Raw genomic sequence first — 22,642 nt, 5'->3', positions numbered from 1 at the left:
CAATTAGGAGGACAAAAACCACAATGTCGCGAAGGGGCGGAGTGTAGCAGCTTTTGTGACGTGGCGCATAAAATATCCCTCTGCGTTCCCTCGACGTAAGCGTGAATCAGGCATAATCTTAATCAATCGATTGATTAATTTTTAATGCCGCCATGAATACAACACCCACAACAACCAAAGGTGAACAGGCCAAAAACCAGCTTATTGCCGCCGCGCTGGCGCAGTTTGGTGAGTATGGGCTGCATGCGACCACGCGCGATATCGCCGCGCTGGCCGGGCAAAACATTGCGGCGATTACCTACTATTTTGGCTCAAAAGAGGATTTATATCTCGCCTGCGCCGAGTGGATTGCCGATTTTATCGGCACGCATTTTCACCCGCACGTCGAGGAGGCCACCGCGCTGCTCAGCCAGCCGTCGCCCGATCGCGAGGCCATCCGCCAGCTGATCCTCAATGCCTGCCACAACATGATCCGCGTGCTGACACACGACGATACGCTCAACCTGAGCAAGTTTATCTCCCGCGAGCAGCTCTCCCCCACTGCCGCCTATCAGCGGGTACACGATCGGGTCATTGCCCCGATGCATACCCACCTGACCCGGCTGATCGCCGCCTATACCGGGCGGGATGCCAACGATACCGCGACAATTTTGCATACCCACGCCCTGCTGGGTGAAATCCTTGCCTTCCGTCTGGGCCGGGAAACCATCCTGTTACGCACCGGCTGGACACAATTTGATGAGGATAAAGCCGCGCAGATCGGTGAGGTGATCGCCTGTCATCTCGATCTGATCCTGCAAGGCTTAACGCAAAGGAGCCTGAAGTCATGAAAAAACCTGTCGCCATCATTCTGGTGGTTGTTGTTTTGCTTGCCGCGGGCGTCGGTGGATGGCTGTGGTACCAGAGCCATCAGGATAAAGGCCTGACGCTGTACGGTAACGTGGATATTCGCACGGTGAACATGAGCTTCCGCGTCGGCGGCCGTCTCGCCTCGCTGAGCGTTGACGAAGGCGATGCCATTAAAACCGGGCAGACGCTGGGGATGCTGGACAAAGCGCCCTATGAAAATGCGCTGCTGCAGGCCAAAGCGGGCGTCTCCGTTGCGCAGGCACAGTATGACCTGATGCTGGCCGGCTATCGCGACGAAGAGATCGCTCAGGCCGCAGCGGCCGTCAAACAGGCGCAGGCGGCCTATGACTACGCGCAGAACTTCTACGCTCGCCAGCAGGGGCTGTGGAAAAGCCGTACCATTTCCGCGAATGACCTGGAAAATGCGCGTTCCTCCCGCGACCAGGCGCAGGCAACGCTGAAATCCGCGCAGGATAAGTTAAGCCAGTACCACACCGGTAACCGCCCGCAGGATATCGCTCAGGCGAAAGCCAGCCTTGAACAGGCGCAGGCGCAACTAGCCCAGGCGGAGCTGGATCTGCACGACACCACGCTCATCGCACCGTCTGACGGCACGCTGATGACCCGCGCCGTGGAGCCGGGCAGCATGCTCAGCGCGGGCAGCACCGTGTTAACCCTCTCCCTGACCCGCCCGGTCTGGGTACGTGCCTACATTGATGAGCCTAATCTCGGCCAGATGCAGCCGGGCCGCGAGCTGCTGCTCTATACCGACGGTCGCCCGGACAAGCCGTATCACGGCAAGGTGGGCTTTGTCTCCCCTACCGCCGAATTCACGCCGAAAACAGTAGAAACGCCGGACCTGCGTACCGACCTGGTGTATCGCCTGCGCATCATCGTGACTGATGCGGATGACGCCCTGCGCCAGGGCATGCCCGTCACCGTAAAAGTGAATAGCGGGGAACGACATGAATGATGCGGTTATCCAGCTCAACAATCTGGTCAAACGCTTCGCAGGGATGGACAAACCGGCGGTCGCGCCGCTGAACTGCACCATCCAGAAAGGCTATGTCACCGGCCTGGTCGGCCCGGACGGTGCGGGAAAGACCACGCTGATGCGCATGCTGGCGGGGTTGCTGAAGCCGGATGAAGGATCGGCCAGCGTGCTGGGCCTTGACCCGATAAAAGATGACGGCGCGCTCCACGCCATGCTCGGCTATATGCCGCAGAAGTTTGGCCTGTATGAAGACCTGACGGTGATGGAAAACCTGAACCTGTACGCCGACCTGCGCAGCGTTACCGGCGAAGCCCGACAGAAGACCTTCGCCCGCCTGCTGGAATTTACCTCCCTCGGCCCGTTCACCGACCGGCTGGCGGGCAAGCTTTCCGGTGGGATGAAGCAGAAGCTGGGTCTGGCCTGCACGCTGGTGGGCGAGCCAAAAGTGCTGCTGCTGGACGAGCCCGGCGTGGGCGTCGACCCGATATCGCGCCGCGAGCTGTGGCAGATGGTGCACGAGCTGGCGGGCGACGGGATGTTGATTCTCTGGAGCACCTCCTACCTCGATGAAGCGGAACAGTGCCGGGACGTGCTGCTGATGAACGAAGGCGAACTGCTTTATCAGGGCGAGCCGACGACGCTGACGCAGAGCATGGCCGGGCGCAGCTTCCTGCTGCACAGCTCGCAGGCGTCCAACCGCTCGCTGCTGCAGCGGGTGCTCAAGCTGCCGCAGGTCAGCGACGGAATGATTCAGGGCCGCTCGGTGCGGGTCATCCTCAAAAAAGAGGCCACCGTCGACGATATTCGCCAGGCGCCCGGCATGCCTGAGATCGACATGGAAGAGACGGCGCCGCGTTTCGAAGATGCGTTTATTGACCTGCTGGGCGGCGCAGGGACATCAGAGTCTCCGCTTGGCGCAATCCTGCACACGGTGGACGGCACGCCGGGCGAAACGGTGATCGAAGCCAAATCCCTCACCAAAAAGTTCGGGGATTTCGCCGCCACCGATAACGTCAATTTCGCGGTAAAACGCGGCGAGATTTTTGGCCTGCTTGGACCGAACGGCGCGGGAAAATCGACCACCTTTAAGATGATGTGTGGCCTGCTGGTGCCGACGTCCGGCAAAGCGCTGGTGCTGGATATGGATCTGAAGGTCAGCTCCGGCAAGGCGCGCCAGCATCTGGGCTATATGGCGCAGAAGTTCTCGCTGTATGGCAACCTGACGGTCGAGCAGAATCTGCGCTTTTTCTCTGGCGTGTATGGCCTGCGCGGACGGGCGCAGAACGAGAAGATCCGCCGCATGAGCGACGCCTTCGGGTTAACGACGATTGCTTCCCACGCCACCGACGAACTGCCGCTCGGCTTTAAGCAGCGGCTGGCGCTGGCCTGCTCGCTGATGCACGAGCCGGATATTCTGTTTCTGGATGAGCCGACCTCCGGCGTTGATCCCCTCACCCGCCGCGAGTTCTGGCTGCATATCAACAGCATGGTGGAAAAAGGGGTGACCGTGATGGTGACCACCCACTTCATGGACGAGGCGGAGTACTGCGACCGCATCGGGCTGGTGTATCGCGGCAAGCTGATTGCCCACGGTACACCGGACGACCTGAAAAACCAGGCCGCCGACGATGAGGTCCCGGACCCGACCATGGAGCAGGCGTTTATCACTCTCATCCATGACTGGGATAAGGAGAATGCCCATGCGCAGTAACGCCATTTCCTGGCGCCGGGTGCGCGCGTTGTGCATAAAAGAGACGCGGCAGATCGTGCGTGACCCCAGCAGCTGGCTGATTGCGGTGGTGATCCCCCTGCTGCTGCTGTTTATCTTTGGCTACGGCATTAACCTGGACTCCAGCAAGCTGCGGGTTGGGATTTTGCTGGAGCAGCAGAGCGAGGAGGCGCTGGACTTCACCCACGCCATGACCGGCTCGCCCTACATTGACGCCACCATCAGCGACAATCGTCAGGAACTGATCCAGAAGATGCAGGCCGGGAAAATTCGCGGTCTGATCGTCATTCCGGTGGATTTTGCCGCCAATATGGCGCGGGCGAATACCGATGCGCCGATCCAGGTGATCACCGACGGCAGCGAGCCGAACACCGCGAACTTCGTGCAGGGCTACGCGGAGGGGATCTGGCAGCTCTGGCAGATGCAGCGGGCGGAAGATCGGGGTGAAGAATTTAAACCACTCATCGACGTACAGACGCGCTACTGGTTTAACCCCGCCGCCATCAGCCAGCACTTTATTATTCCGGGCGCGGTGACGATTATCATGACGGTCATTGGCGCGATTCTGACCTCGCTGGTGATCGCCCGCGAGTGGGAACGCGGCACTATGGAGGCGCTGCTTTCAACCGAAGTGACGCGCGTCGAGCTGCTGCTGTGCAAGCTTATTCCCTACTACTTCCTCGGCATGCTGGCGATGCTGCTCTGCATGCTGGTGTCCGTCTTTATCCTCGGCGTGCCGTATCGCGGCTCGCTGGTGGTGCTGTTCTTTATCACCAGCCTGTTTTTACTCAGCACGCTAGGGATGGGGCTGCTCATCTCCACCATCACCCGCAACCAGTTTAACGCGGCCCAGGTGGCCCTCAACGCCGCCTTTTTGCCGTCGATTATGCTGTCCGGCTTTATCTTCCAGATAGACAGCATGCCTGCCGTGATCCGCGCCGTGACCTACGTGATTCCGGCGCGCTATTTTGTTAGCACGCTGCAGAGCCTGTTCCTGGCAGGGAATATTCCGGTGGTGCTGATCGTCAACACGCTGTTTTTACTGGCGTCTGCGGCGATGTTTATCGGGTTAACGTGGATGAAAACCAAACGGCGGTTAGATTAAGGAGCGCGCATGTTTCACCGTTTATGGACGTTAATACGCAAAGAGCTGCAATCCCTGCTGCGCGAACCGCAAACCCGCGCCATTCTGGTGTTGCCGGTGCTGATCCAGGTTTTACTGTTCCCATTTGCCGCCACGCTGGAGGTGACCAACGCCACCATTGCCATTTACAACGAAGACAACGGCAAACATTCCGTCGAGTTAACGCAGCGCTTTGCGCGTGCGAAAGCCTTTACCCACATCCTGCTGCTGAAAAGCCCGCAGGAGATCCAGCCTACCATCGACACGCAAAAAGCGCTGCTGCTGGTGCGGTTCCCGGCAGATTTTTCCCGCAATCTGGATACCTTCCAGACCGCGCCGCTGCAGCTGATCCTCGACGGACGCAACTCCAACAGCGCCCAGATCGCGGCCAACTATCTGCAGCAGGTCGTGAAGGATTACCAGCAGGAGCTGATGGACGGCAAACCGAAGCCCAACAACAGCGAACTGGTGGTGCGCAACTGGTATAACCCGAATCTGGACTACAAGTGGTTTGTGGTGCCGTCGCTGATCGCCATGATCACCACCATCGGGGTGATGATCGTCACTTCCCTCTCCGTCGCCCGCGAGCGCGAACAGGGCACGCTGGATCAGTTGCTGGTCTCCCCGCTCGCCACCTGGCAAATTTTCGTCGGCAAAGCGGTGCCGGCGCTGATTGTCGCGACCTTTCAGGCCACCATCGTGCTGGGGGTGGGAATTTGGGCCTACCAGATCCCGTTCGCCGGATCGCTGGCGCTGTTTTACTTCACGATGGTGATTTACGGGCTGTCGCTGGTGGGGTTTGGGCTGCTGATTTCCGCACTCTGCTCGACGCAGCAGCAGGCGTTTATTGGGGTATTCGTCTTTATGATGCCCGCAATCCTGCTCTCGGGGTACGTCTCACCCGTCGAGAATATGCCGGTGTGGCTCCAGGATCTGACGTGGATAAACCCGATTCGCCACTTTACGGATATCACCAAGCAAATCTATCTGAAGGATGCGAGTCTGGATATTGTCTGGGGAAGTTTGTGGCCGCTACTGGTCATCGCGGCCACGACGGGCTCAGTGGCGTACGCGATGTTTAGACGCAACATCGCGTAGCTTTTTCTCTTTGGTCAGCAACGAGACCACCGCAGGCCCTGCGAGGATAGCCAGACCCGCCAGGGCCAGCAGCAGGTTGTTTTGCAGGACGCGTGACAGCAGCCACAGGACAATCATCGCTGCGCCAAAGTACCAGGTGGTGGTGAGCTCTTCGAGCACATCACCCACCTCACGCCAGCGCGCTTCATGGTGGCGCTGTAAGAACAGCATCGACAGCACGGTGACGCCGTAAAGGACGCATAGCCCCAGGCCAACACGCACCAGCGTGCCGCTCATCCAGCCCATCACCAGTACGGCCACGACCAGTAAATGCAACATTATCTGCCAGCAACTCAGGCCAGTTGCGACACGAACACGTTGTTGCCACTTCATGGCTTCTCTCCTGAAGGATTTTTCTCTGCTTAATCAGACTACCGCACTTTACGGAAAATTCCGTAACGCCGCATCTTTTTGTGACGCCGACTACACTTTATTTTCATTGGGATAGTCACTCAGGAAGGAGCTTATGACGAAAAAAATGCAGCATTTCTCGCTTAAAGTGCTGACGATAAACATTCATAAAGGCTTCACAGCATTTAACCGCCGCTTCATTTTACCGGAGCTGCGCGACGCGGTGCGCACCGTCAGCGCGGATATTGTCTGCCTGCAGGAGGTAATGGGTGCACACGAAGTGCATCCGCTTCACTTTGAGAACTGGCCCGACACGCCGCACTATGAATTTCTGGCCGACACCATGTGGAGTGATTATGCCTACGGCCGCAACGCGGTCTATCCGGAAGGGCATCACGGCAACGCGGTGCTGTCCCGCTACCCCATTGAACATTACGAGAACCGCGACGTTTCCGTCGGGGAGAGCGAAAAACGCGGCCTGCTGTACTGCCGCATTACCCCGCCCGACCTTGAGCTGCCCATCCACGTCGGCTGCGTTCACCTGGGCCTGCGCGAAGCCCATCGTCAGGCGCAGCTGAAAATGCTGGCCGAATGGACCAACGCGCTCCCCGAGGGTGAACCGGTAGTGGTGGCAGGCGATTTCAACGACTGGCGCCAGCGGGCCAACCACCCCCTGAAGGTGGAGGCCGGACTGGAGGAAATTTTCACCCGGGCGAACGGCAGGCCTGCGCGCACATTCCCGGTCCGTTTCCCGCTGTTGCGGCTTGACCGCATCTACGTAAAAAATGCCCATGCCAGCAGCCCGACCGCCCTGGCGCTCCTTAACTGGCGGCATCTTTCCGACCATGCCCCGCTCAGCGCGGAGATCCACCTATGAAATGTTCCTGGCAGGAAGGCAACCGGATCACGCTGCTGGTCAACGGGGACGAGTATTACCCGGCCGTGTTTAAGGCGATTGATCACGCCCAGCAGAAGGTAATCCTCGAAACCTTTATCTGGTTCGAAGACAACGTCGGCAAGCAGCTGCACAGCGTGCTGCTGCGCGCCGCACAGCGCGGCGTCAAAATTGAAGTACTGCTGGATGGCTACGGCTCGCCAGACCTCAGCGATGCGTTCGTCAATGAACTGACCGCCGCGGGGGTGGTGTTCCGCTACTACGATCCCGGCCCTCGCCTGTTCGGCATGCGTACCAACCTTTTCCGCCGGATGCACCGCAAAATTGTGGTGGTGGATGAGACGGTGGCGTTTGTCGGCGGCATTAACTACTCCGCTGAGCATATGTCCGACTACGGCCCGGAAGCGAAGCAGGATTACGCCATTCGCATTGAAGGCCCGGTGGTGCAGGACATCTTGCTGTTTGAGCTGGAGAACCTGCCGGGGAAAGAGGCCGTTCGCCGCTGGTGGCGACGCCGCCATCGCCCGGAAGAGAACCGGAAGCCCGGTGAAGCGCAGGCGCTTTTCGTCTGGCGCGACAACGGCGAGCACCGGGACGACATTGAACGTCACTACCTTAAGATGCTCGCCAACGCCAAGCGCGAAGTGATCATCGCCAACGCCTACTTCTTCCCGGGCTATCGCCTGCTGCATGCCATGCGAAATGCTGCAAGACGCGGCGTGCGCGTGAAGCTGATTGTCCAGGGCGAGCCGGATATGCCGATCGTCAAAGTCGGGGCGCGGCTGCTGTACAACTACCTGGTGAAGGGCGGCGTTCAGATCTACGAATACCGCCGTCGACCGCTGCACGGCAAAGTCGCGCTGATGGACGATCACTGGGCCACCGTGGGCTCCAGCAACCTCGATCCGCTGAGCCTGTCGCTTAACCTTGAAGCCAACCTGATCATTCACGACCGCCAGTTTAACCAGACCCTGCGGGATAACCTGCAGGCGTTGATCGTTAACGACTGCGTGCGCGTGGATGAGTCCATGGTCCCCAAACGCACCTGGTGGAACCTGGGCATCAGCGTGGTGGTGTTCCACTTTCTGCGGCATTTCCCGGCGATGGTCGGCTGGCTGCCAGCGCATACGCCGAAGCTGGCGCAGGTGGACCCGCCGGTACAACCCGAAATGGAAACCCAGGACCGCATAGAAGCGGAAGACGGAGGCAAACCCTGATGTCGAAATCGCATCCACGCTGGCGTCTGGCAAAAAAGATCCTCACCTGGGTATTCTTTATTGCCGTCGCGGTGCTGTTGGTGGTCTACGCGCAGAAAGTGGACTGGGAAGAGGTGTGGAAGGTTATCCGCAACTATAACCGGATGGTGCTGCTGGGCGCGACGGGGCTGGTTATCGTAAGCTACCTGATGTACGGCTGCTATGATCTGCTGGGTCGGGCCTACTGCGGCCACAAGCTGGCCAAACGTCAGGTAATGCTGGTGTCGTTTATCTGCTACGCCTTTAACCTGACGCTGAGCACCTGGGTCGGGGGGATTGGCATGCGCTATCGCCTCTACTCGCGGCTCGGCCTGCCGGGCGGGACCATCACGCGCATTTTTTCCCTGAGCATTACCACCAACTGGCTGGGCTATATTCTGCTCGGCGGGGTGATCTTCACCATCGGCGTGGTGCAGTTGCCCGCGCACTGGTATATCGATGAGGCCACGCTGCGGATTCTGGGCATCGTACTGCTGCTGATTATCGCCGTTTATCTGTGGGCCTGCGCCTTTGCCAGACGCCGTCATATGACCATTAAAGGGCAAAAGCTGGTCCTGCCCTCGTGGAAGTTTGCGGTGCTGCAGATGGCGGTTTCCAGCGCCAACTGGATGGCGATGGGAGCCATCATCTGGCTGCTGATCGGCGAGGACGTAAACTACTTCTTCGTGCTGGGCGTGCTGCTGGTGAGCAGTATTGCCGGGGTGATTGTGCATATTCCGGCGGGGATCGGCGTGCTGGAGGCGGTGTTTATTGCCCTGCTGGCCGGGGAGCATGTTTCTCAGGGAACGATTATCGCCGCCCTGCTGGCGTACCGCATGCTGTATTACTTCCTGCCGCTGGCGCTGGCAACGATCTGCTATCTGGTGCTGGAAAGTCGGGCGAAAAAGCTGCGGGCGAAGAATGAGAGGATGCTAGCGAAGTGAATAAGTCGGGTGGCGGCTTCGCCTTACCCGACCTACGGTTCGCGCTTCGTAGGCCGGGTAAGGCGAAACCGCCACCCGGCAAAGCAATCTTAACGACGGTTGCCAAGAATTCGCAGCAGCATCAGGAACAGGTTGATGAAGTCCAGATAGAGCGTCAGCGCGCCCAGAATCGAATATTTGCGCAGGTTTGAACTGTCGCGCACGTCGATCTGCTCGCCGATGTTTTTCAGCTTCTGGGTGTCATACGCCGTCAATCCAACGAAGATCACCACCCCGATGTAGGTCACGGCCCACATCAGCGCTTCGCTCTTCAGCCACAGGTTCACCAGTGACGCCAGCACAATCCCAATCAGCCCCATAAACAGCATGCTGCCGAAACCGCTCAGATCGCGCTTCGTGGTGTAACCGTACAGGCTCATCGCACCAAACATCCCGCCGGTGACCACGAAGGTGCTGGCGATGGATGAGTAGGTGTAAACGATAAAGATGCTGGAAAGCGTCAGCCCCGTTAGCGCCGAATAGAGCATAAACAGGGTCGTTGCCATGCCGGCACTCAGCTTGTGCACCAGACCCGAAAGCACAAACACCAGCGCCAGCTGCGCGATAATCAGCCCAAAGAAGGTGATTTTGCTGGAGAAGATAAACATCATCAGCTCCGGCGTGTTCGCCGCATACCACGCGATAAACGCGGTAAGCAGCAGGCCAACCGTCATCCAGCCGTACACCTGAGCCATATACGTCTGCAGGCCGCTACGGGTCTGCTGTACTATTGAATCGGAACGCGGAAATCGGTCCATGATTCACTCCTGATTAAGATTAAGTAGACACACTCGTTAAGAGTAACACATCCACGTAAACCGACTACCAACGGCTGGCGGCCTGTTTATCGCTATCGCGAGATTCTACCCAGCGATCGCCTTCCGGCGTGGCTTCGCGCTTCCAGAACGGGGCTTTGGTTTTGAGGAAATCCATAATGAACTCCCCGGCGGCAAACGCGCTGCCGCGGTGGGCGCTGGTCACCCCGACAAAGACAATCTCCTCGCCGGGCCACATCTCGCCGATGCGGTGAATCACAGTGACGCGCCCGAGCGGCCAGCGGCCCCGCGCCTCGTCGACAATCTCCGCCAGCGATTTTTCCGTCATGCCGGGATAATGCTCCAGCGTCAGCGCCTTCACGCTGTCACCGAGGTTATGGTTGCGCACTTTGCCGGTAAAGGTCACGACCGCGCCGTCTTCATCGCGTTCCGCCAGCCAGCTGTATTCGGTCCCCACGTTAAAACGCTCGGGGCTCACCAGAATTCGGGTTTCAGCCATCTTAGCCCCCTGTCACCGGCGGGAAGAAGGCCACTTCATCCCCGGCCTTCAGCGGATGGGTAAGCTCCACCAGCGTCTGGTTAACGGCGGCCAGCAGCTTCCCTTCATCGAGCGCCAGCGCCCAGCGGTCGCCCTGTGCCGCCAGATGCGCGCGCAGGGCCGCAACGTTTTCAAAAGAGGCATCCAGCGTCAGGCTGTCGGTATTGACCAGCTCGCGCACCTGCGCAAAAAAGAGCACCTTAATCATGGCTGTCCACCTTAAAATCACCGGATTTGCCACCGCTTTTTGCCAGCAGGCGAACCGGGCCAATCACCATATCTTTCTGCACCGCTTTGCACATGTCGTAGATGGTCAGCGCGGCAACGGAGGCCGCCGTCAGCGCCTCCATCTCCACGCCGGTTTTACCGGTTAAGCGGCACAGCGATTCAATCCGCACGCGATTGTGCTCCGGCTGGGCCTGCAGGTTCACCTCCACCTTGCTCAGCATCAGCGGATGGCACAGCGGGATGAGATCCCAGGTGCGCTTGGCGGCCTGAATACCCGCGATGCGCGCGGTCGCAAAGACATCACCCTTGTGATGGCTGCCGTCGATAATCATCGCCAGTGTTTCCGGCAGCATGGTGACGAACGCTTCCGCGCGCGCCTCGCGCACCGTTTCCGCTTTGGCGGAGACGTCAACCATATGCGCTTCGCCAGCGGCGTTAATGTGGGTCAGTTGTGACATAGCTTATTTCTTTAAATGGGGATGGAAATTACACGGACGGGTACGGGCATCCAGCTGCGGGGCGATGATGTTTTCCCACGCGGTTCGGCAGGCTTTCGTCGAGCCCGGCATGGCGAAAATCAGGGTTTTGTTCGCCACCCCGGCAACGGCGCGCGACTGCAGCGTGGAGGTGCCAATCTCTTCAAAGGAGAGCATGCGGAACACCTCGCCGAAGCCTTCCACCTCGCGGTCGAACAGCGGGAGCAGCGCTTCAGGCGCCTGATCGCCCGCGGTAAAGCCGGTGCCGCCGGTGATCAGCACCACCTGCACCTCATCACTGGCGATCCACTGCGAGACCTGCGCACGAATGGCGTAGCGGTTTTCCTTCACGATCGCTTTATCAACAATGTTATGCCCCGCGTCATGGGCCGCCTCGCGCAGCCAGTGGCCGGAGGTATCATCCTCTTCGCCACGGCGGTCGGAAACGGTAAGGATCGCAATGCGTGTCGGGATAAATTCTGCGCTGACCTGACTCATCTTCTGATTCCTTCTTAAGACTGGTTACCCGCCGATGTAAGACAGGTTCTGAGTAATGCCGGTATTGCCCTGATGCAGGAAGTGGGTCTGTTTTTTATGCGTCAGTGCTTCAGAAATGCGCGCTTCAAGCGCGTCCTGCTGCGCATCGTCTTCCAGCAGATCGCGAAGGTCCACGCCGCCGTCGCCGAACAAGCAGAGATGGAGTTTGCCCACGGAAGAGACGCGCAGGCGGTTGCAGCTGGCGCAGAAGTCTTTCTCGTAAGGCATGATAAGCCCGATCTCGCCTTCATAATCAGGATGGCAGAAGACCTGCGCCGGACCGTCGCTGCGCTGGCGGATCTGGTGGATCCAGCCGCGCCTGAGCAGTTCGTCGCGCAGCACCATGCCGGAGATGTGATGGCGGCGAAACAGCTCGCTGCCCTCACCGGTTTCCATCAGCTCAATAAAACGCAGCTGAATAGGGCGGGTTTTGATCCACGCCAGGAAGGTATCGAGCTGGTGATGGTTTACATCACGCATCAGCACCGTGTTGACTTTGACTTTTTCGAAGCCGGCCGCAAATGCCGCATCGATACCGTCCATGACCTGCTGGAATTTATCCTGGCCGGTAATGGCGTGAAACTGGCGGGCGTCCAGACTGTCCACGCTGACGTTAATAGCGGTTAAGCCCGCATCGCGCCAGGTGGCTACGTCGCGCGCCATACGGTAACCGTTGGTGGTCACCGCAATCTGGCGGATACGTTCGTTTTCACGCACGGCGGCAATGATGTCGGGGAAATCGCGGCGCAGCGAGGGTTCACCGCCGGTAAGGCGCACTTTTTCGGTGCCGAGTTCAGAGAAGGCGCGTGTGACGCGGCGCACTTCATCCACGGAGAGAAAGCCGTTATTGGTGACGCTGCCCGGTTTGTAGCCGTCGGGCAGGCAGTAGGTGCAACGGAAATTGCACACATCGGTAATCGACAGACGTAAGTAATAAAACTTACGCGCGAAAGCATCAGTAAGTTGTGAAGCCATGTACACCTTTCCAGATACGGGAGGCACAGTCATTTCTTTCTGTACCCTGGTGGCAAATTCGCCACGGCCAGAGCGCCATATCTTTCGACACAGGCACAAGGGCTAGAGTGTATGTTTTCAATGTTGAAAACGTGGTTAGGGCGATAGTAGCGCGGAAATTCGGACAGCGCCATTGTCGCTTTTCGCTATATAATTACGTATATAGCGAATCATTCGTCCATTTTCGCTACAGAATACCTAAAAATCGCACTTTCACATTGATATACGTCATTTTGCATCGGGTGAGGCATCGTCTTTTAGGGGTAGTTAGGTTACTGTTACGCGATCGAACGTGATAAGGAATACGTATGCGCAATCGCACTTTTGCGGATCTTGACCGAGTGGTCGCTCTTGGCGGAGGCCACGGCCTGGGCCGCGTCATGTCCTCATTGTCGTCACTCGGCTCAAGGCTGACAGGGATAGTGACCACCACCGACAACGGCGGCTCAACCGGGCGGATCAGACGTGCCGAAGGCGGCATTGCCTGGGGCGATATGCGCAACTGCCTGAACCAGTTAATTACCGAGCCGAGCGTCGCGTCGGCGATGTTTGAGTACCGTTTTGGCGGCAATGGCGAACTTTCCGGACATAACCTCGGAAATCTGATGTTAAAGGCGCTGGATCACCTGAGCGTAAGGCCTCTCGAAGCCATCAATCTGATCCGTAATCTGCTCAAAGTGGACGCATTCCTGATCCCCATGTCTGAACAACCGGTTGACTTGATGGCCATCGACGCCGAAGGGCATGAAGTTTACGGCGAGGTGAATATTGACCAGCTTCTGCTGCCGCCCAAAGAGCTGATGACTTACCCGAGCGTGCCGGCGACGCGTGAAGCCGTAGAAGCAATTGGCGACGCGGATTTAATTCTGATCGGTCCGGGCAGTTTTTACACCAGCCTGATGCCCATCTTGCTGGTGAAAGAGCTGGCGCAGGCGCTGCGTCGCACCCCTGCGCCAATGGTTTACATCGGTAACCTCGGGCGTGAACTGAGCCCGGCAGCCGCAAGCCTGTCGCTGTCGGATAAACTCAATTTGATGGAGCATTACGTCGGTAAGAAGATCATTGACGGCGTGGTGGTAGGGCCGAAGGTGGATGTATCCGGTATCGGCGATCGCCTGGTGGTGCAGGAGCCGCTGGAGGCCTCAGACATCAAGTATCGCCACGACCGCCATCTGCTGCGCGAGGCGCTGGAGAAGGCGATTCAGGCGCTGGGTTAGATTTGCGGCCTGATGCCCTCACCCCGGCCCTCTCCCACGGGGAGAGGGAGAAAACAATGCTTTACTCACGACGCCGCGATAAACAGATCCCGCAGCTGATGAAGCTGGTCGCGGATCTGCGCCGCCTCTTCAAACTCCAGGTTCTGCGCGTGCTGCATCATCTGCCCTTCCAGCTCGTGGATTTTCTGCTGCAGCGCTTTTGGCGTCAGCACGACGGTATCTTCTTCCACCACTGAACGCGCCTTGCCGCGGCCTTTCGCTTTGGTTTTGGCGATGTTCTGACCCAGCGCCAGAATATCCACCACCTTCTTGTTCAGCCCCTGCGGGGTAATGCCGTGTTCTTCGTTGTAGCGCTGCTGTTTCTCACGGCGGCGCTCCGTCTCACCAATCGCTTTCGCCATCGACGGGGTAATTTTGTCACCGTACAGAATCGCTTTACCGTTGACGTTACGCGCGGCGCGGCCAATGGTCTGAATCAGCGAACGCTCGGAACGCAGGAAGCCCTCTTTGTCCGCATCCAGAATCGCCACCAGCGAGACCTCCGGCATATCGAGACCTTCTCGCAGCAGGTTAATCCCTACCAGCACATCAAACTCGCCCAGACGCAGGTCGCGGATAATCTCCATGCGCTCCACGGTATCGATATCCGAGTGCAGATAACGCACCTTCTCGCCGTGCTCTTCAAGATACTCGGTCAGGTCTTCCGCCATACGCTTGGTGAGCGTGGTCACCAGCACGCGCTCGTTGATGGCGGAACGGGCGCGGATCTCAGAGAGCAGGTCGTCCACCTGCGTGGCTACCGGACGCACCTCGATAACCGGATCCAGCAGCCCGGTCGGACGTACCACCTGGTCAACCACCTCATCGCCCGATTTTTCCAGCTCATAGTTGCCCGGCGTGGCCGAGACGTAGATGGTTTGCGGCGCCAGCGCCTCAAACTCTTCAAACTTCATCGGACGGTTATCCAGCGCTGACGGCAGGCGGAATCCGTACTCCACCAGCGTCTCCTTACGCGCCCGGTCGCCACGGTACATCCCGCCGATCTGCGGGATCGTGACGTGGGATTCGTCGATCACCAGCAAACCGTCGGCCGGAAGGTAATCAAACAGCGTCGGTGGCGGCTCCCCCGGCCCGCGCCCGGAGAGGAAGCGGGAGTAGTTTTCAATGCCGGAGCAGTAGCCCAGCTCGTTCATCATCTCCAGGTCGAACTGGGTACGCTGACTCAGGCGCTGCTCTTCCAGCAGCTTATTGTTCGCCAGCAGCACCTTACGCCGCTCGGCCAGCTCCACTTTGATCTCTTCCATCGCCTGCACGATTCGCTCGCGCGGCGTCACGTAGTGCGTTTTCGGGTAGATGGTGAAGCGCTGGATCACCGACTCAACGTGTCCGGTCAGCGGGTCGAAGAGCGACAGGCGTTCAACCTCTTCGTCAAACAGCTCGACGCGCAGCGCCATATCGTCCGATTCTGCCGGGAAGATGTCGATCACTTCACCGCGCACGCGGAAGGTGCCGCGCTGGAAGGCCTGGTCGTTGCGGGTGTACTGCAGCTCCGCCAGGCGACGCAAAATCGCGCGCTGGTCGATGATCATCCCCTGCGTCAGGTGCAGCATCATCTTGAGATAGAGATCCGGATCGCCCAGACCGTAGATCGCGGAAACCGAGGCGACGACGATCACATCGCGACGCTCCAGCAGCGCCTTTGTGGCCGACAGTCGCATCTGCTCGATGTGTTCGTTCACCGAGGCATCTTTCTCAATGAAGGTGTCAGAGCTCGGCACATAGGCTTCAGGCTGGTAGTAATCGTAGTAGGAGACGAAATACTCTACCGCGTTTTCCGGGAAGAACTCTTTCATCTCGCCGTAAAGCTGCGCCGCCAGGGTTTTATTGGGCGCCAGCACCATCGTTGGGCGCTGGAGATCCGCAATCACGTTGGCAATGGTAAATGTTTTACCCGAGCCGGTTACCCCCAGCAGCGTCTGGTGCGCCAGCCCATCCTCCAGTCCTTCTTCCAGACGACGGATCGCCTCAGGCTGATCGCCAGATGGACGGAAAGCAGAACTCAATTTGAACGGTTTACTCATGGGCGACAACCTGATGACGTTATAAGCGGCAGGTGAGTAATTTTACTCCTTGTTGCCAGGAATGCCAGTAAAAAACACTGGATGAAAAACCAGTAGCATGTCAGGATATTTAGAGTAGCGCCTGAATGATTAGCGCGATAGCGACCAAAATTTGGACTGTGACAACATAAAACACCAGTCAGGTCAGGTTATCCCCAGAACTTTTTCTTTTTTAACATTTGTCAAGCCAGGTAATGATAGTTTTGTGGCAACCGGTGACACTTTCATGACGGGAATTGCTTTTATCTAAGCAATTAAAAACTAAACGATATTTTCTAAAGCCGCGTTTCGCGTCAATTTGGGCGTAAGCCGCGTCTTCTCTCGCTTATCGCGTGTTTTCTAACTCTAATGCACATGGTTATCCACAGGAATAGTGGATAACTGCTTCCAGCCCATACAGACTGGCGCTCCGCAAATTCCCGGATTTTCCCACGAGACGGCGGCAAAAAATTTTTATAGCTATTTTTTGCTGATTAACAGTTGCGTCATTCATAACCAACCGATGCGATCTTGCTCACATTTTCACCCTTTCGGGCTCTGCACCACAACTCACCACCGCCAGCACCGTCGATGTGCAAGCCCGGTTTTTATCCGCCGCGCTTCTGTGACTTATTCCTAAAAAAGTCGCTTTTTTAACCACTTTCCGCTTTATGGCAGGGGTTTTGCAGATTCATCCACGAGCCACACCTACACACATTTTTAAGGAGAGAAAGATGTTGAGTCTGCGTGCAGTGAATCAGTTTTACGGAAGTCAACATACGCTATGGAATGTGGATTTAGATTTTCCGCAAGGGATGTGTACAGGCGTCGTTGGCCTGCCGGGGATGGGGAAAACCACCCTCATGAATTGCATCGCCGGGAAAGTGCCCGTCGAAAGCGGCAGCATCATCTGGTATGAGGCGGGCGCGCCGCCGCGTGATTTGCTCCACCCGCCGTCAGAACAGCGTTCCGGGCCGGGGATTGGCTATGTCTCGCAGGACAGGCGGATCTTCTCTCAGCTAACGATTGAGGAGAACCTGCATATCGCCATGCGGGCGACGGGGAAACCTAATCCGGAGGCGAAAAATGACGTTTACGACCTGTTTCCGGGGCTCTATGGGGTGCGGCAAACCCGCGCTAACACGCTCTCTCCGGACGACCAGTATCAGCTGGCGCTGGCTAATGCGCTGGTAAACCGCCCTCACCTGCTGATCCTGGATGAACCCCTGCACGGCGCGGGGCACAGCGTTGCCCAGAAGCTGGTGCAGCTGCTGGGGCGATTAAACCGGGAGCTGGGTATGACGGTGCTGTTAGCGGAGCAGCAGCTGTCGTTTATCCGTCGGGTGGCGGACCGTTTCTGTATGCTCTATCGCGGGCGTAACGTGGCGCAGGGCCACGTTAACGAACTGGATGATGAGCTTATCGCTCACTGGATGTCGCGGGAAGCAAAACGCTGAGATCGAGATAACGTCCTGTTTCGGCATTTTCCGCGCCGTCAGCAAGCCATGGGATCTCCCCGAGGCACGGGGCGGGCAGGACGCGCCTGAGCGTCGCCAGATACTCCAGGTGTCGTTTACCCGGCGCAACCACGTCGTTGGCTATCCAGCCCGCCAGACGCAGCCCGGCCTGCTGTACGGCCTGCGCGGTCAACATGGCGTGATTGATGCAGCCCAGCTTGACGCCGACGACAAGAATGACCGGAAGCTGCTCGGCCTGCACCCAGTCAGCAAACGTCTGCGTGTCCGAAAGTGGCGTAAACCAGCCGCCAGCCCCTTCCACCAGCACCCAGTCGGCCTGATTTTCCAGCGTCCGCAGTCCGGCAGACAGCACGGCGAAATCAATCGGACGACCTTCATCGGCGCTGATAATGTGCGGCGAGGTCGGCTCGGCAAAGGTGTACGGATTCACCGCGGAATAGGCGAGTTCACGCGTGCTGTTACGCTGGAGCGCCAGCGCGTCGGTGTTGCGTAACCCTTCCGCCGTCATCTCGCTGCCGGACGCCACGGGCTTATACCCGGCGGTGTTTTTCCCGAGCAGCCGTGCCGCCTGCAGCAGCGCCGAGCTGGCCACCGTTTTGCCCACTTCTGTGTCCGTGCCGGTGACAAAATAACGTTCAGTCACGTTCGATAATCCCATGAAAAAGTTGATAGGAGAGCGGGAATTGACCCCGCTGCTGCGGCCAGGCCAGCTCAAGGCGCTGCAGCTGACCGCGGGTGAGCGGTTTTTTCTCGCGTCCGGTATGCAGGTGCGTGGCGCCTATGCCCTTCAGCGAACGCATGGCGCTGAACGCATCGCTAAAATTGAGCGTGATGGTCTGCACCACGCTGCGAGCGCGCCAGCCTGCCAGCGCCTGCGCCACCTGATCATGCGATAAAAACCGGTTAGCGTGCGGCTGTTCATCGACTGCCTGCCAGGCCTGATTCAGCTCCGGCAGCGAACTTTCCAGCAGGGTGGTAAACGCCACCTTCCCGCCCGGTCGCGCCACGCGATAAAGCTCACGCAAGGCCTGCGGCAGGCTGCTGCACCACTGAACCGCCAGATGACTCCAGACCAGATCAAACTGCGCGTCCGCCAGCGGGATCGCCTCGATATCGGCCAGCAGATAACGATCTGCTGCCTGCCGCTGGCGCGCCTCTTCCAGCATCTGTGCTGAGAGATCGATAGCCGTCACCTGGCTTCCCGCCCCGCGCCAGTAACGGCTGTTGCTGCCGGGACCACACCCGGCGTCCAGCACCTGGGGAAAACGGTTCTCGCCAAGCGCGGCCAGAAGCCCCTGCGCGCTCAGACGCTGCAGCTCATCATGCTGCGAATAGCTCTGCGCGGCGCGGCCAAATGCCGCCGCGATGGCCTGCTTATTCACCGGCATCATGGAGCGCCTCCAGCAACGTCTCAATATCCTGTCGTTCATGCGCCGCCGTCAGGGTTAAGCGCAGCCGCGCCGTGCCCGGTGGGACAGTGGGCGGGCGGATGGCCGTGACCCACATGCCGCGCTGGCGCAGCGCCTGTGCCAGAGCCAGCGCGCGGGCATTTTCACCGACAATCACCGGCTGGATAGCGCTCTGCGAATCGGTGCTGCGAAAGGGCAGCGCCGCGAGTCCCTGACGGAAGCGGGTGATATGCTCTGCCAGCCGCTGGCGACGCTCATCCCCTTCCGCGCTGCGTATCACCGCCAGCGACGCTGACAGCGCCACGGCCTGCGCCGGAGGCATGCTGGTGCTGTAAATCAGGTGTCGGGCAAACTGCAGCAGATAGTCGGCGACGGATTCGCTGCACAGCACGGCGGCACCGCTGACGCCAAAGCCTTTGCCGAAGGTGACAATCAGCAGTTCCGGCTTCACGTTTTGCTGATACGCGCTCCCGCGCCCTTCGTCGCCCATCACGCCAGCGCCGTGGGCATCGTCGACCAGCAGCCAGGCCTGCTGCCGCTTTGCGGCCTCGTGCAGCGCGGCAAGCGGCGCGCTGTCGCCGTCCATGCTGAACACCCCTTCCGTGACCGCCAACTGTTGTCCTTCGCAGGGTTTATTCAGCAGCGCAGCAAGCTGTCCCGCATCGTTATGGGCAAAACGCCGCAGCTGCGCCGGGCTTAAATTTGCCGCCTCCAGCAGGGAGGCGTGGCTCAGGCGGTCGGCAACAATGCGGTCCGCCTTCCCCATCAGGGCCGTGATGACCGCCTGGTTGGCGGCAAAGCCGGAGATAAACAGCAGCGCGCGCGGGTAGCCCAGCCAGTCGGCAAGCGCCTCTTCCAGCGCCTGATGCGCCGTGGTGTATCCGCTGACGTGTCCCGATCCGCCGCTGCCCACGCCAAACCGCTCCGCGCCCTGCTGCCAGGCGCGGATAATGGCCGGATGCTGGCTCAGCCCGAGATAGTCGTTGCTGGAGAAATTGCAGAACCGCTGGCCTTCACGGGTAAGAAAACGGCCCGCGCCGTTTTCCACCACCCTGCGAACGCGAAATGCCTCTGCCGCCCGACGGTCGTCGAGCGCAGAGTTGATACGTGCCTGCCAGGTCATACGGCTGCCGCGTTGTAGAACTGGTCGGTGTCGGCATTGAAAATCTGCTGCTCCAGCTGCTGCTGTTGCTCGTTATCGCCCGTCAGCACCTCGGTCTGATGCGGGTTCAGCCCCAGCTTGCGGAACAGCTGAACGTCTTTGTCCTCTTCCGGGTTAGGCGTGGTCAGCAGCTTGCAGCCGTAGAAGATGGAGTTGGCCCCGGCCATAAAGCACATCGCCTGGGTCTGCTCGTTCATCTGCTCGCGGCCCGCTGAGAGGCGAACGTAAGACGTTGGCATCATGATGCGCGCCACCGCGATGGTGCGGATAAAATCAAACGCATCCACGTCCTCGTTATCCGCCAGCGGCGTGCCCTTGACCTTCACCAGCATGTTGATCGGCACGCTTTCCGGCGGGGTCGGCAGGTTCGCCAGCTGCAGCAGCAGGCCCGCGCGGTCTTTCACCGTCTCGCCTAAGCCCACGATGCCGCCGGAACAGACCTTGATCCCCGCGTCACGCACTTTATCCAGCGTATCCAGACGCTCCTGGTAGGTACGCGTGGTGATGATATTGCCGTAAAATTCCGGCGAGGTGTCGAGGTTGTGGTTGTAGTAATCCAGCCCTGCGGCCGAGAGGCGCTGCGCCTGCTCTTCGTTGAGCGTACCGAGGGTCATGCAGGCTTCGAGGCCCATCTCCTTCACGCCCTTCACCATCTGCTCCAGGTACGGCATGTCGCGATCGTGCGGGTTCTTCCACGCCGCGCCCATGCAGAAGCGGGTTGAGCCAGCGTTTTTCGCCTTGCGCGCGGAGTCGAGGACCTGCTCCACTTCCATCAGGCGCTCTGACTCCAGACCGGTTTTGTAGCGCGCACTCTGCGGGCAATATTTGCAGTCTTCCGGGCAGGCGCCGGTCTTGATCGACAGCAAGGTGCTGACCTGAACATGGCGGGGATCGAAGTGCTGACGATGCACCTGTTGGGCTTCGAACATCAGCTCAAGGAAAGGTTTGTTGAATAATTCAGTAACTTGCGACATCGTCCAGCGTGCGTGGTGAGCCATCGGGCTTCTCCAAAGGGTTTTGTTAATTTTCGGTTCGGTTTATACTCGTAAACCTAAAACTTTTCAAAATGGTTTACAAGTCGATTATGACCCAGGACGATCTCGCCTTCGACAAGCAGCATATCTGGCACCCTTACACCTCCACGACCCGCCCCCTTCCCGTTTATCCGGTGGCCTCCGCCCACGGCTGCGAGCTGCACCTCGCCAGCGGCGAGCGCCTCGTTGACGGGATGTCCTCCTGGTGGGCGGCGATTCATGGGTACAACCACCCGCGCCTGAATGCGGCGATGAAGGCCCAGATTGACCAGATGTCGCACGTGATGTTTGGCGGGATCACCCATCAGCCCGCGGTGGATTTATGCCGCCGTCTGGTAGCGATGACGCCTGACTCGCTGGAGTGCGTATTCCTGGCGGATTCCGGCTCCGTGGCGGTGGAAGTGGCGATGAAAATGGCGCTGCAGTACTGGCATGCGAAGGGCGAAGCGCGCCAGCGTTTCCTCACCTTCCGCAACGGCTATCACGGGGATACCTTCGGGGCGATGTCGGTGTGCGATCCGGATAACTCCATGCACAGCCTGTGGAAGGGGTATCTGCCGGAAAACCTGTTCGCCCCGGCGCCGCAGAGCCGCTTCGACGGCGAGTGGAACGAGATGGACATGGTCGGCTTCGCGCGGCTGATGGCGGCACATCGTCACGAGATTGCTGCCGTCATTCTTGAACCGATCGTGCAGGGCGCGGGCGGAATGCGGATGTACCATCCGGAATGGCTGAGGCGTATTCGCAGAATGTGCGACCGCGAGGGCATTCTGCTGATTGCCGATGAGATCGCCACCGGCTTTGGCCGCACCGGCAAGCTGTTTGCCTGCGAACATGCGGGTATCGCCCCGGATATTCTGTGCCTCGGCAAAGCGCTGACGGGCGGCACCATGACGCTTTCCGCCACGCTCACGACCCGCCAGGTCGCCGACACCATCAGCGACGGCGAAGCAGGCTGCTTTATGCACGGCCCGACGTTTATGGGCAACCCCCTGGCCTGCGCGGTCGCAAGCGAAAGCCTGGCGATTCTGGCGAGCGGCGAGTGGCAGACGCAGGTTGCGGCGATTGAAGCGCAGCTGAAAGCGGAGCTGAGCGCCGCCTCGGGGGCGAATTTCGTGGCGGACGTGCGCGTGCTGGGCGCCATCGGGGTGATTGAAACCACTCATCCGGTGAATATGGCGGCGCTGCAGCGTTTCTTCGTGGATCAGGGCGTGTGGGTACGGCCTTTCGGCAAGCTTATCTACCTGATGCCGCCGTACAGCATTACTCCGGAGCAACTGCGTAAATTAACCGACGCGGTCGTAACAGCCGTTAACATCCCCGCGCATTTCACGATTTAACCCTATGCATTACACTTGCTGAACGAGCGATCAACGAG

The 22,642-nt window shown here is 59.0% G+C and carries 23 protein-coding genes and 1 riboswitch; of the genes, 11 read left to right on the top strand and 12 right to left on the bottom strand.

Annotated elements, in window-relative coordinates; all coding sequences use genetic code 11:
• Window positions 1–152: 152 nt before the first annotated feature.
• Genes cecR through F3J31_RS07525 form a run of 5 tightly spaced genes read left to right on the top strand, consistent with a single transcriptional unit; the run spans window position 153 to window position 5,793 of the window.
• A complete protein-coding gene (cecR, locus tag F3J31_RS07545; protein WP_167212277.1) occupies window positions 153–830 on the top strand; it encodes a transcriptional regulator CecR in 678 nt (225 codons plus the stop codon).
• Window positions 827–1,822: a secretion protein HlyD gene (gene hlyD, locus F3J31_RS07540; RefSeq protein ID WP_048027006.1), complete on the top strand. Its 996-nt coding sequence runs from the start codon at window positions 827–829 to the stop codon at window positions 1,820–1,822. Before cecR ends, hlyD begins: the two co-directional genes overlap by 4 nt.
• The gene (locus F3J31_RS07535) at window positions 1,815–3,554 is read left to right on the top strand and encodes an ATP-binding cassette domain-containing protein (protein WP_090392623.1); all 1,740 of its coding nucleotides are present in this window, start codon (window positions 1,815–1,817) and stop codon (window positions 3,552–3,554) included. The genes hlyD and F3J31_RS07535 overlap by 8 nt, the downstream gene beginning before the upstream one ends.
• Window positions 3,544–4,677, top strand: coding sequence for an ABC transporter permease (locus tag F3J31_RS07530; protein WP_045909495.1), 1,134 nt, complete (start codon window positions 3,544–3,546; stop codon window positions 4,675–4,677). The genes F3J31_RS07535 and F3J31_RS07530 overlap by 11 nt, the downstream gene beginning before the upstream one ends.
• Before the next feature lie 9 nt (window positions 4,678–4,686).
• Window positions 4,687–5,793 carry an ABC transporter permease gene (locus tag F3J31_RS07525; RefSeq protein WP_063621223.1) on the top strand — a complete coding sequence of 369 codons (1,107 nt, stop codon included), beginning with the start codon at window positions 4,687–4,689 and terminating at the stop codon, window positions 5,791–5,793.
• Here the strand turns inward: F3J31_RS07525 and F3J31_RS07520 are convergent.
• The gene (locus F3J31_RS07520) at window positions 5,755–6,165 is read right to left on the bottom strand and encodes a YbhQ family protein (RefSeq protein WP_023334980.1); all 411 of its coding nucleotides are present in this window, start codon (window positions 6,163–6,165) and stop codon (window positions 5,755–5,757) included. The genes F3J31_RS07525 and F3J31_RS07520 overlap by 39 nt on opposite strands.
• 133 nt (window positions 6,166–6,298) lie before the next feature.
• On the opposite strand from F3J31_RS07520, the gene F3J31_RS07515 reads away from it, so the two are divergent.
• Genes F3J31_RS07515 through F3J31_RS07505 form a run of 3 tightly spaced genes read left to right on the top strand, consistent with a single transcriptional unit; the run spans window position 6,299 to window position 9,257 of the window.
• On the top strand, window positions 6,299–7,060 hold the full coding sequence (locus F3J31_RS07515; protein WP_111963824.1) for an endonuclease/exonuclease/phosphatase family protein: 762 nt from the start codon (window positions 6,299–6,301) through the stop codon (window positions 7,058–7,060).
• On the top strand, window positions 7,057–8,295 hold the full coding sequence (clsB, locus tag F3J31_RS07510; RefSeq protein ID WP_045909491.1) for a cardiolipin synthase ClsB: 1,239 nt from the start codon (window positions 7,057–7,059) through the stop codon (window positions 8,293–8,295). The genes F3J31_RS07515 and clsB overlap by 4 nt, the downstream gene beginning before the upstream one ends.
• Complete coding sequence (locus tag F3J31_RS07505; RefSeq protein ID WP_063621219.1) at window positions 8,295–9,257, top strand: YbhN family protein; 963 nt, start codon at window positions 8,295–8,297, stop codon at window positions 9,255–9,257. The genes clsB and F3J31_RS07505 overlap by 1 nt, the downstream gene beginning before the upstream one ends.
• Window positions 9,258–9,346: 89 nt before the next feature.
• Here the strand turns inward: F3J31_RS07505 and F3J31_RS07500 are convergent, their stop codons facing one another.
• From F3J31_RS07500 to moaA, 6 genes are all read right to left on the bottom strand, one after another.
• Window positions 9,347–10,054: a Bax inhibitor-1/YccA family protein gene (locus F3J31_RS07500; protein ID WP_045909489.1), complete on the bottom strand. Its 708-nt coding sequence runs from the start codon at window positions 10,052–10,054 to the stop codon at window positions 9,347–9,349.
• A gap of 64 nt (window positions 10,055–10,118) precedes the next feature.
• Window positions 10,119–10,571, bottom strand: coding sequence for a molybdopterin synthase catalytic subunit MoaE (gene moaE / locus F3J31_RS07495; RefSeq protein ID WP_167212274.1), 453 nt, complete (start codon window positions 10,569–10,571; stop codon window positions 10,119–10,121).
• A 1-nt stretch (window position 10,572) separates the two neighbouring features.
• Window positions 10,573–10,818 carry a molybdopterin synthase sulfur carrier subunit gene (moaD, locus tag F3J31_RS07490; RefSeq protein ID WP_048222134.1) on the bottom strand — a complete coding sequence of 82 codons (246 nt, stop codon included), beginning with the start codon at window positions 10,816–10,818 and terminating at the stop codon, window positions 10,573–10,575.
• Window positions 10,811–11,296 (bottom strand): cyclic pyranopterin monophosphate synthase MoaC, encoded by a 486-nt coding sequence (gene moaC, locus F3J31_RS07485; protein WP_008501142.1) that lies wholly within the window; start codon window positions 11,294–11,296, stop codon window positions 10,811–10,813. The genes moaD and moaC overlap by 8 nt, the downstream gene beginning before the upstream one ends.
• A gap of 3 nt (window positions 11,297–11,299) precedes the next feature.
• The gene (gene moaB / locus F3J31_RS07480) at window positions 11,300–11,812 is read right to left on the bottom strand and encodes a molybdenum cofactor biosynthesis protein B (RefSeq protein ID WP_045403780.1); all 513 of its coding nucleotides are present in this window, start codon (window positions 11,810–11,812) and stop codon (window positions 11,300–11,302) included.
• A 24-nt stretch (window positions 11,813–11,836) separates the two neighbouring features.
• Window positions 11,837–12,826: a GTP 3',8-cyclase MoaA gene (moaA, locus tag F3J31_RS07475; protein ID WP_053076358.1), complete on the bottom strand. Its 990-nt coding sequence runs from the start codon at window positions 12,824–12,826 to the stop codon at window positions 11,837–11,839.
• A riboswitch (molybdenum cofactor riboswitch) is annotated at window positions 12,814–12,948 on the bottom strand. (Overlaps the previous gene by 13 nt.)
• A gap of 225 nt (window positions 12,949–13,173) precedes the next feature.
• Here moaA and yvcK point away from each other — a divergent pair.
• Window positions 13,174–14,082 carry a uridine diphosphate-N-acetylglucosamine-binding protein YvcK gene (yvcK, locus tag F3J31_RS07470; protein WP_045909485.1) on the top strand — a complete coding sequence of 303 codons (909 nt, stop codon included), beginning with the start codon at window positions 13,174–13,176 and terminating at the stop codon, window positions 14,080–14,082.
• A gap of 65 nt (window positions 14,083–14,147) precedes the next feature.
• Here yvcK and uvrB read toward each other — a convergent pair whose 3' ends face one another.
• Window positions 14,148–16,163 (bottom strand): excinuclease ABC subunit UvrB, encoded by a 2,016-nt coding sequence (gene uvrB, locus F3J31_RS07465; RefSeq protein WP_167212272.1) that lies wholly within the window; start codon window positions 16,161–16,163, stop codon window positions 14,148–14,150.
• Window positions 16,164–16,915: 752 nt separating this feature from the next.
• Here uvrB and F3J31_RS07460 point away from each other — a divergent pair.
• Window positions 16,916–17,638, top strand: a complete 723-nt coding sequence (locus F3J31_RS07460; protein ID WP_167212269.1) for an ATP-binding cassette domain-containing protein — start codon at window positions 16,916–16,918, stop codon at window positions 17,636–17,638.
• Here F3J31_RS07460 and bioD read toward each other — a convergent pair.
• From bioD to bioB, 4 genes are read right to left on the bottom strand one after another with little or no spacing between them, the layout of a single operon-like run.
• Window positions 17,601–18,302: a dethiobiotin synthase gene (gene bioD / locus F3J31_RS07455; protein WP_048026995.1), complete on the bottom strand. Its 702-nt coding sequence runs from the start codon at window positions 18,300–18,302 to the stop codon at window positions 17,601–17,603. The two genes, F3J31_RS07460 and bioD, sit on opposite strands and share 38 nt — an antisense overlap.
• The gene (gene bioC / locus F3J31_RS07450; RefSeq protein WP_167212266.1) at window positions 18,295–19,050 is read right to left on the bottom strand and encodes a malonyl-ACP O-methyltransferase BioC; all 756 of its coding nucleotides are present in this window, start codon (window positions 19,048–19,050) and stop codon (window positions 18,295–18,297) included. The genes bioD and bioC overlap by 8 nt, the downstream gene beginning before the upstream one ends.
• Window positions 19,034–20,191, bottom strand: a complete 1,158-nt coding sequence (gene bioF, locus F3J31_RS07445; protein ID WP_167212263.1) for an 8-amino-7-oxononanoate synthase — start codon at window positions 20,189–20,191, stop codon at window positions 19,034–19,036. The genes bioC and bioF overlap by 17 nt, the downstream gene beginning before the upstream one ends.
• On the bottom strand, window positions 20,188–21,228 hold the full coding sequence (gene bioB, locus F3J31_RS07440; protein WP_008501133.1) for a biotin synthase BioB: 1,041 nt from the start codon (window positions 21,226–21,228) through the stop codon (window positions 20,188–20,190). The genes bioF and bioB overlap by 4 nt, the downstream gene beginning before the upstream one ends.
• Window positions 21,229–21,296: 68 nt before the next feature.
• On the opposite strand from bioB, the gene bioA reads away from it, so the two are divergent.
• Window positions 21,297–22,604 (top strand): adenosylmethionine--8-amino-7-oxononanoate transaminase, encoded by a 1,308-nt coding sequence (gene bioA / locus F3J31_RS07435; protein WP_167212260.1) that lies wholly within the window; start codon window positions 21,297–21,299, stop codon window positions 22,602–22,604.
• Window positions 22,605–22,642 lie beyond the last annotated feature (38 nt).

The organism is Enterobacter sp. Acro-832, assembly GCF_011752745.1.
GTDB classification, from domain to species: domain Bacteria; phylum Pseudomonadota; class Gammaproteobacteria; order Enterobacterales; family Enterobacteriaceae; genus Enterobacter; species Enterobacter quasiroggenkampii.
This window is presented reverse-complemented; position numbering and strand designations above follow the sequence as displayed.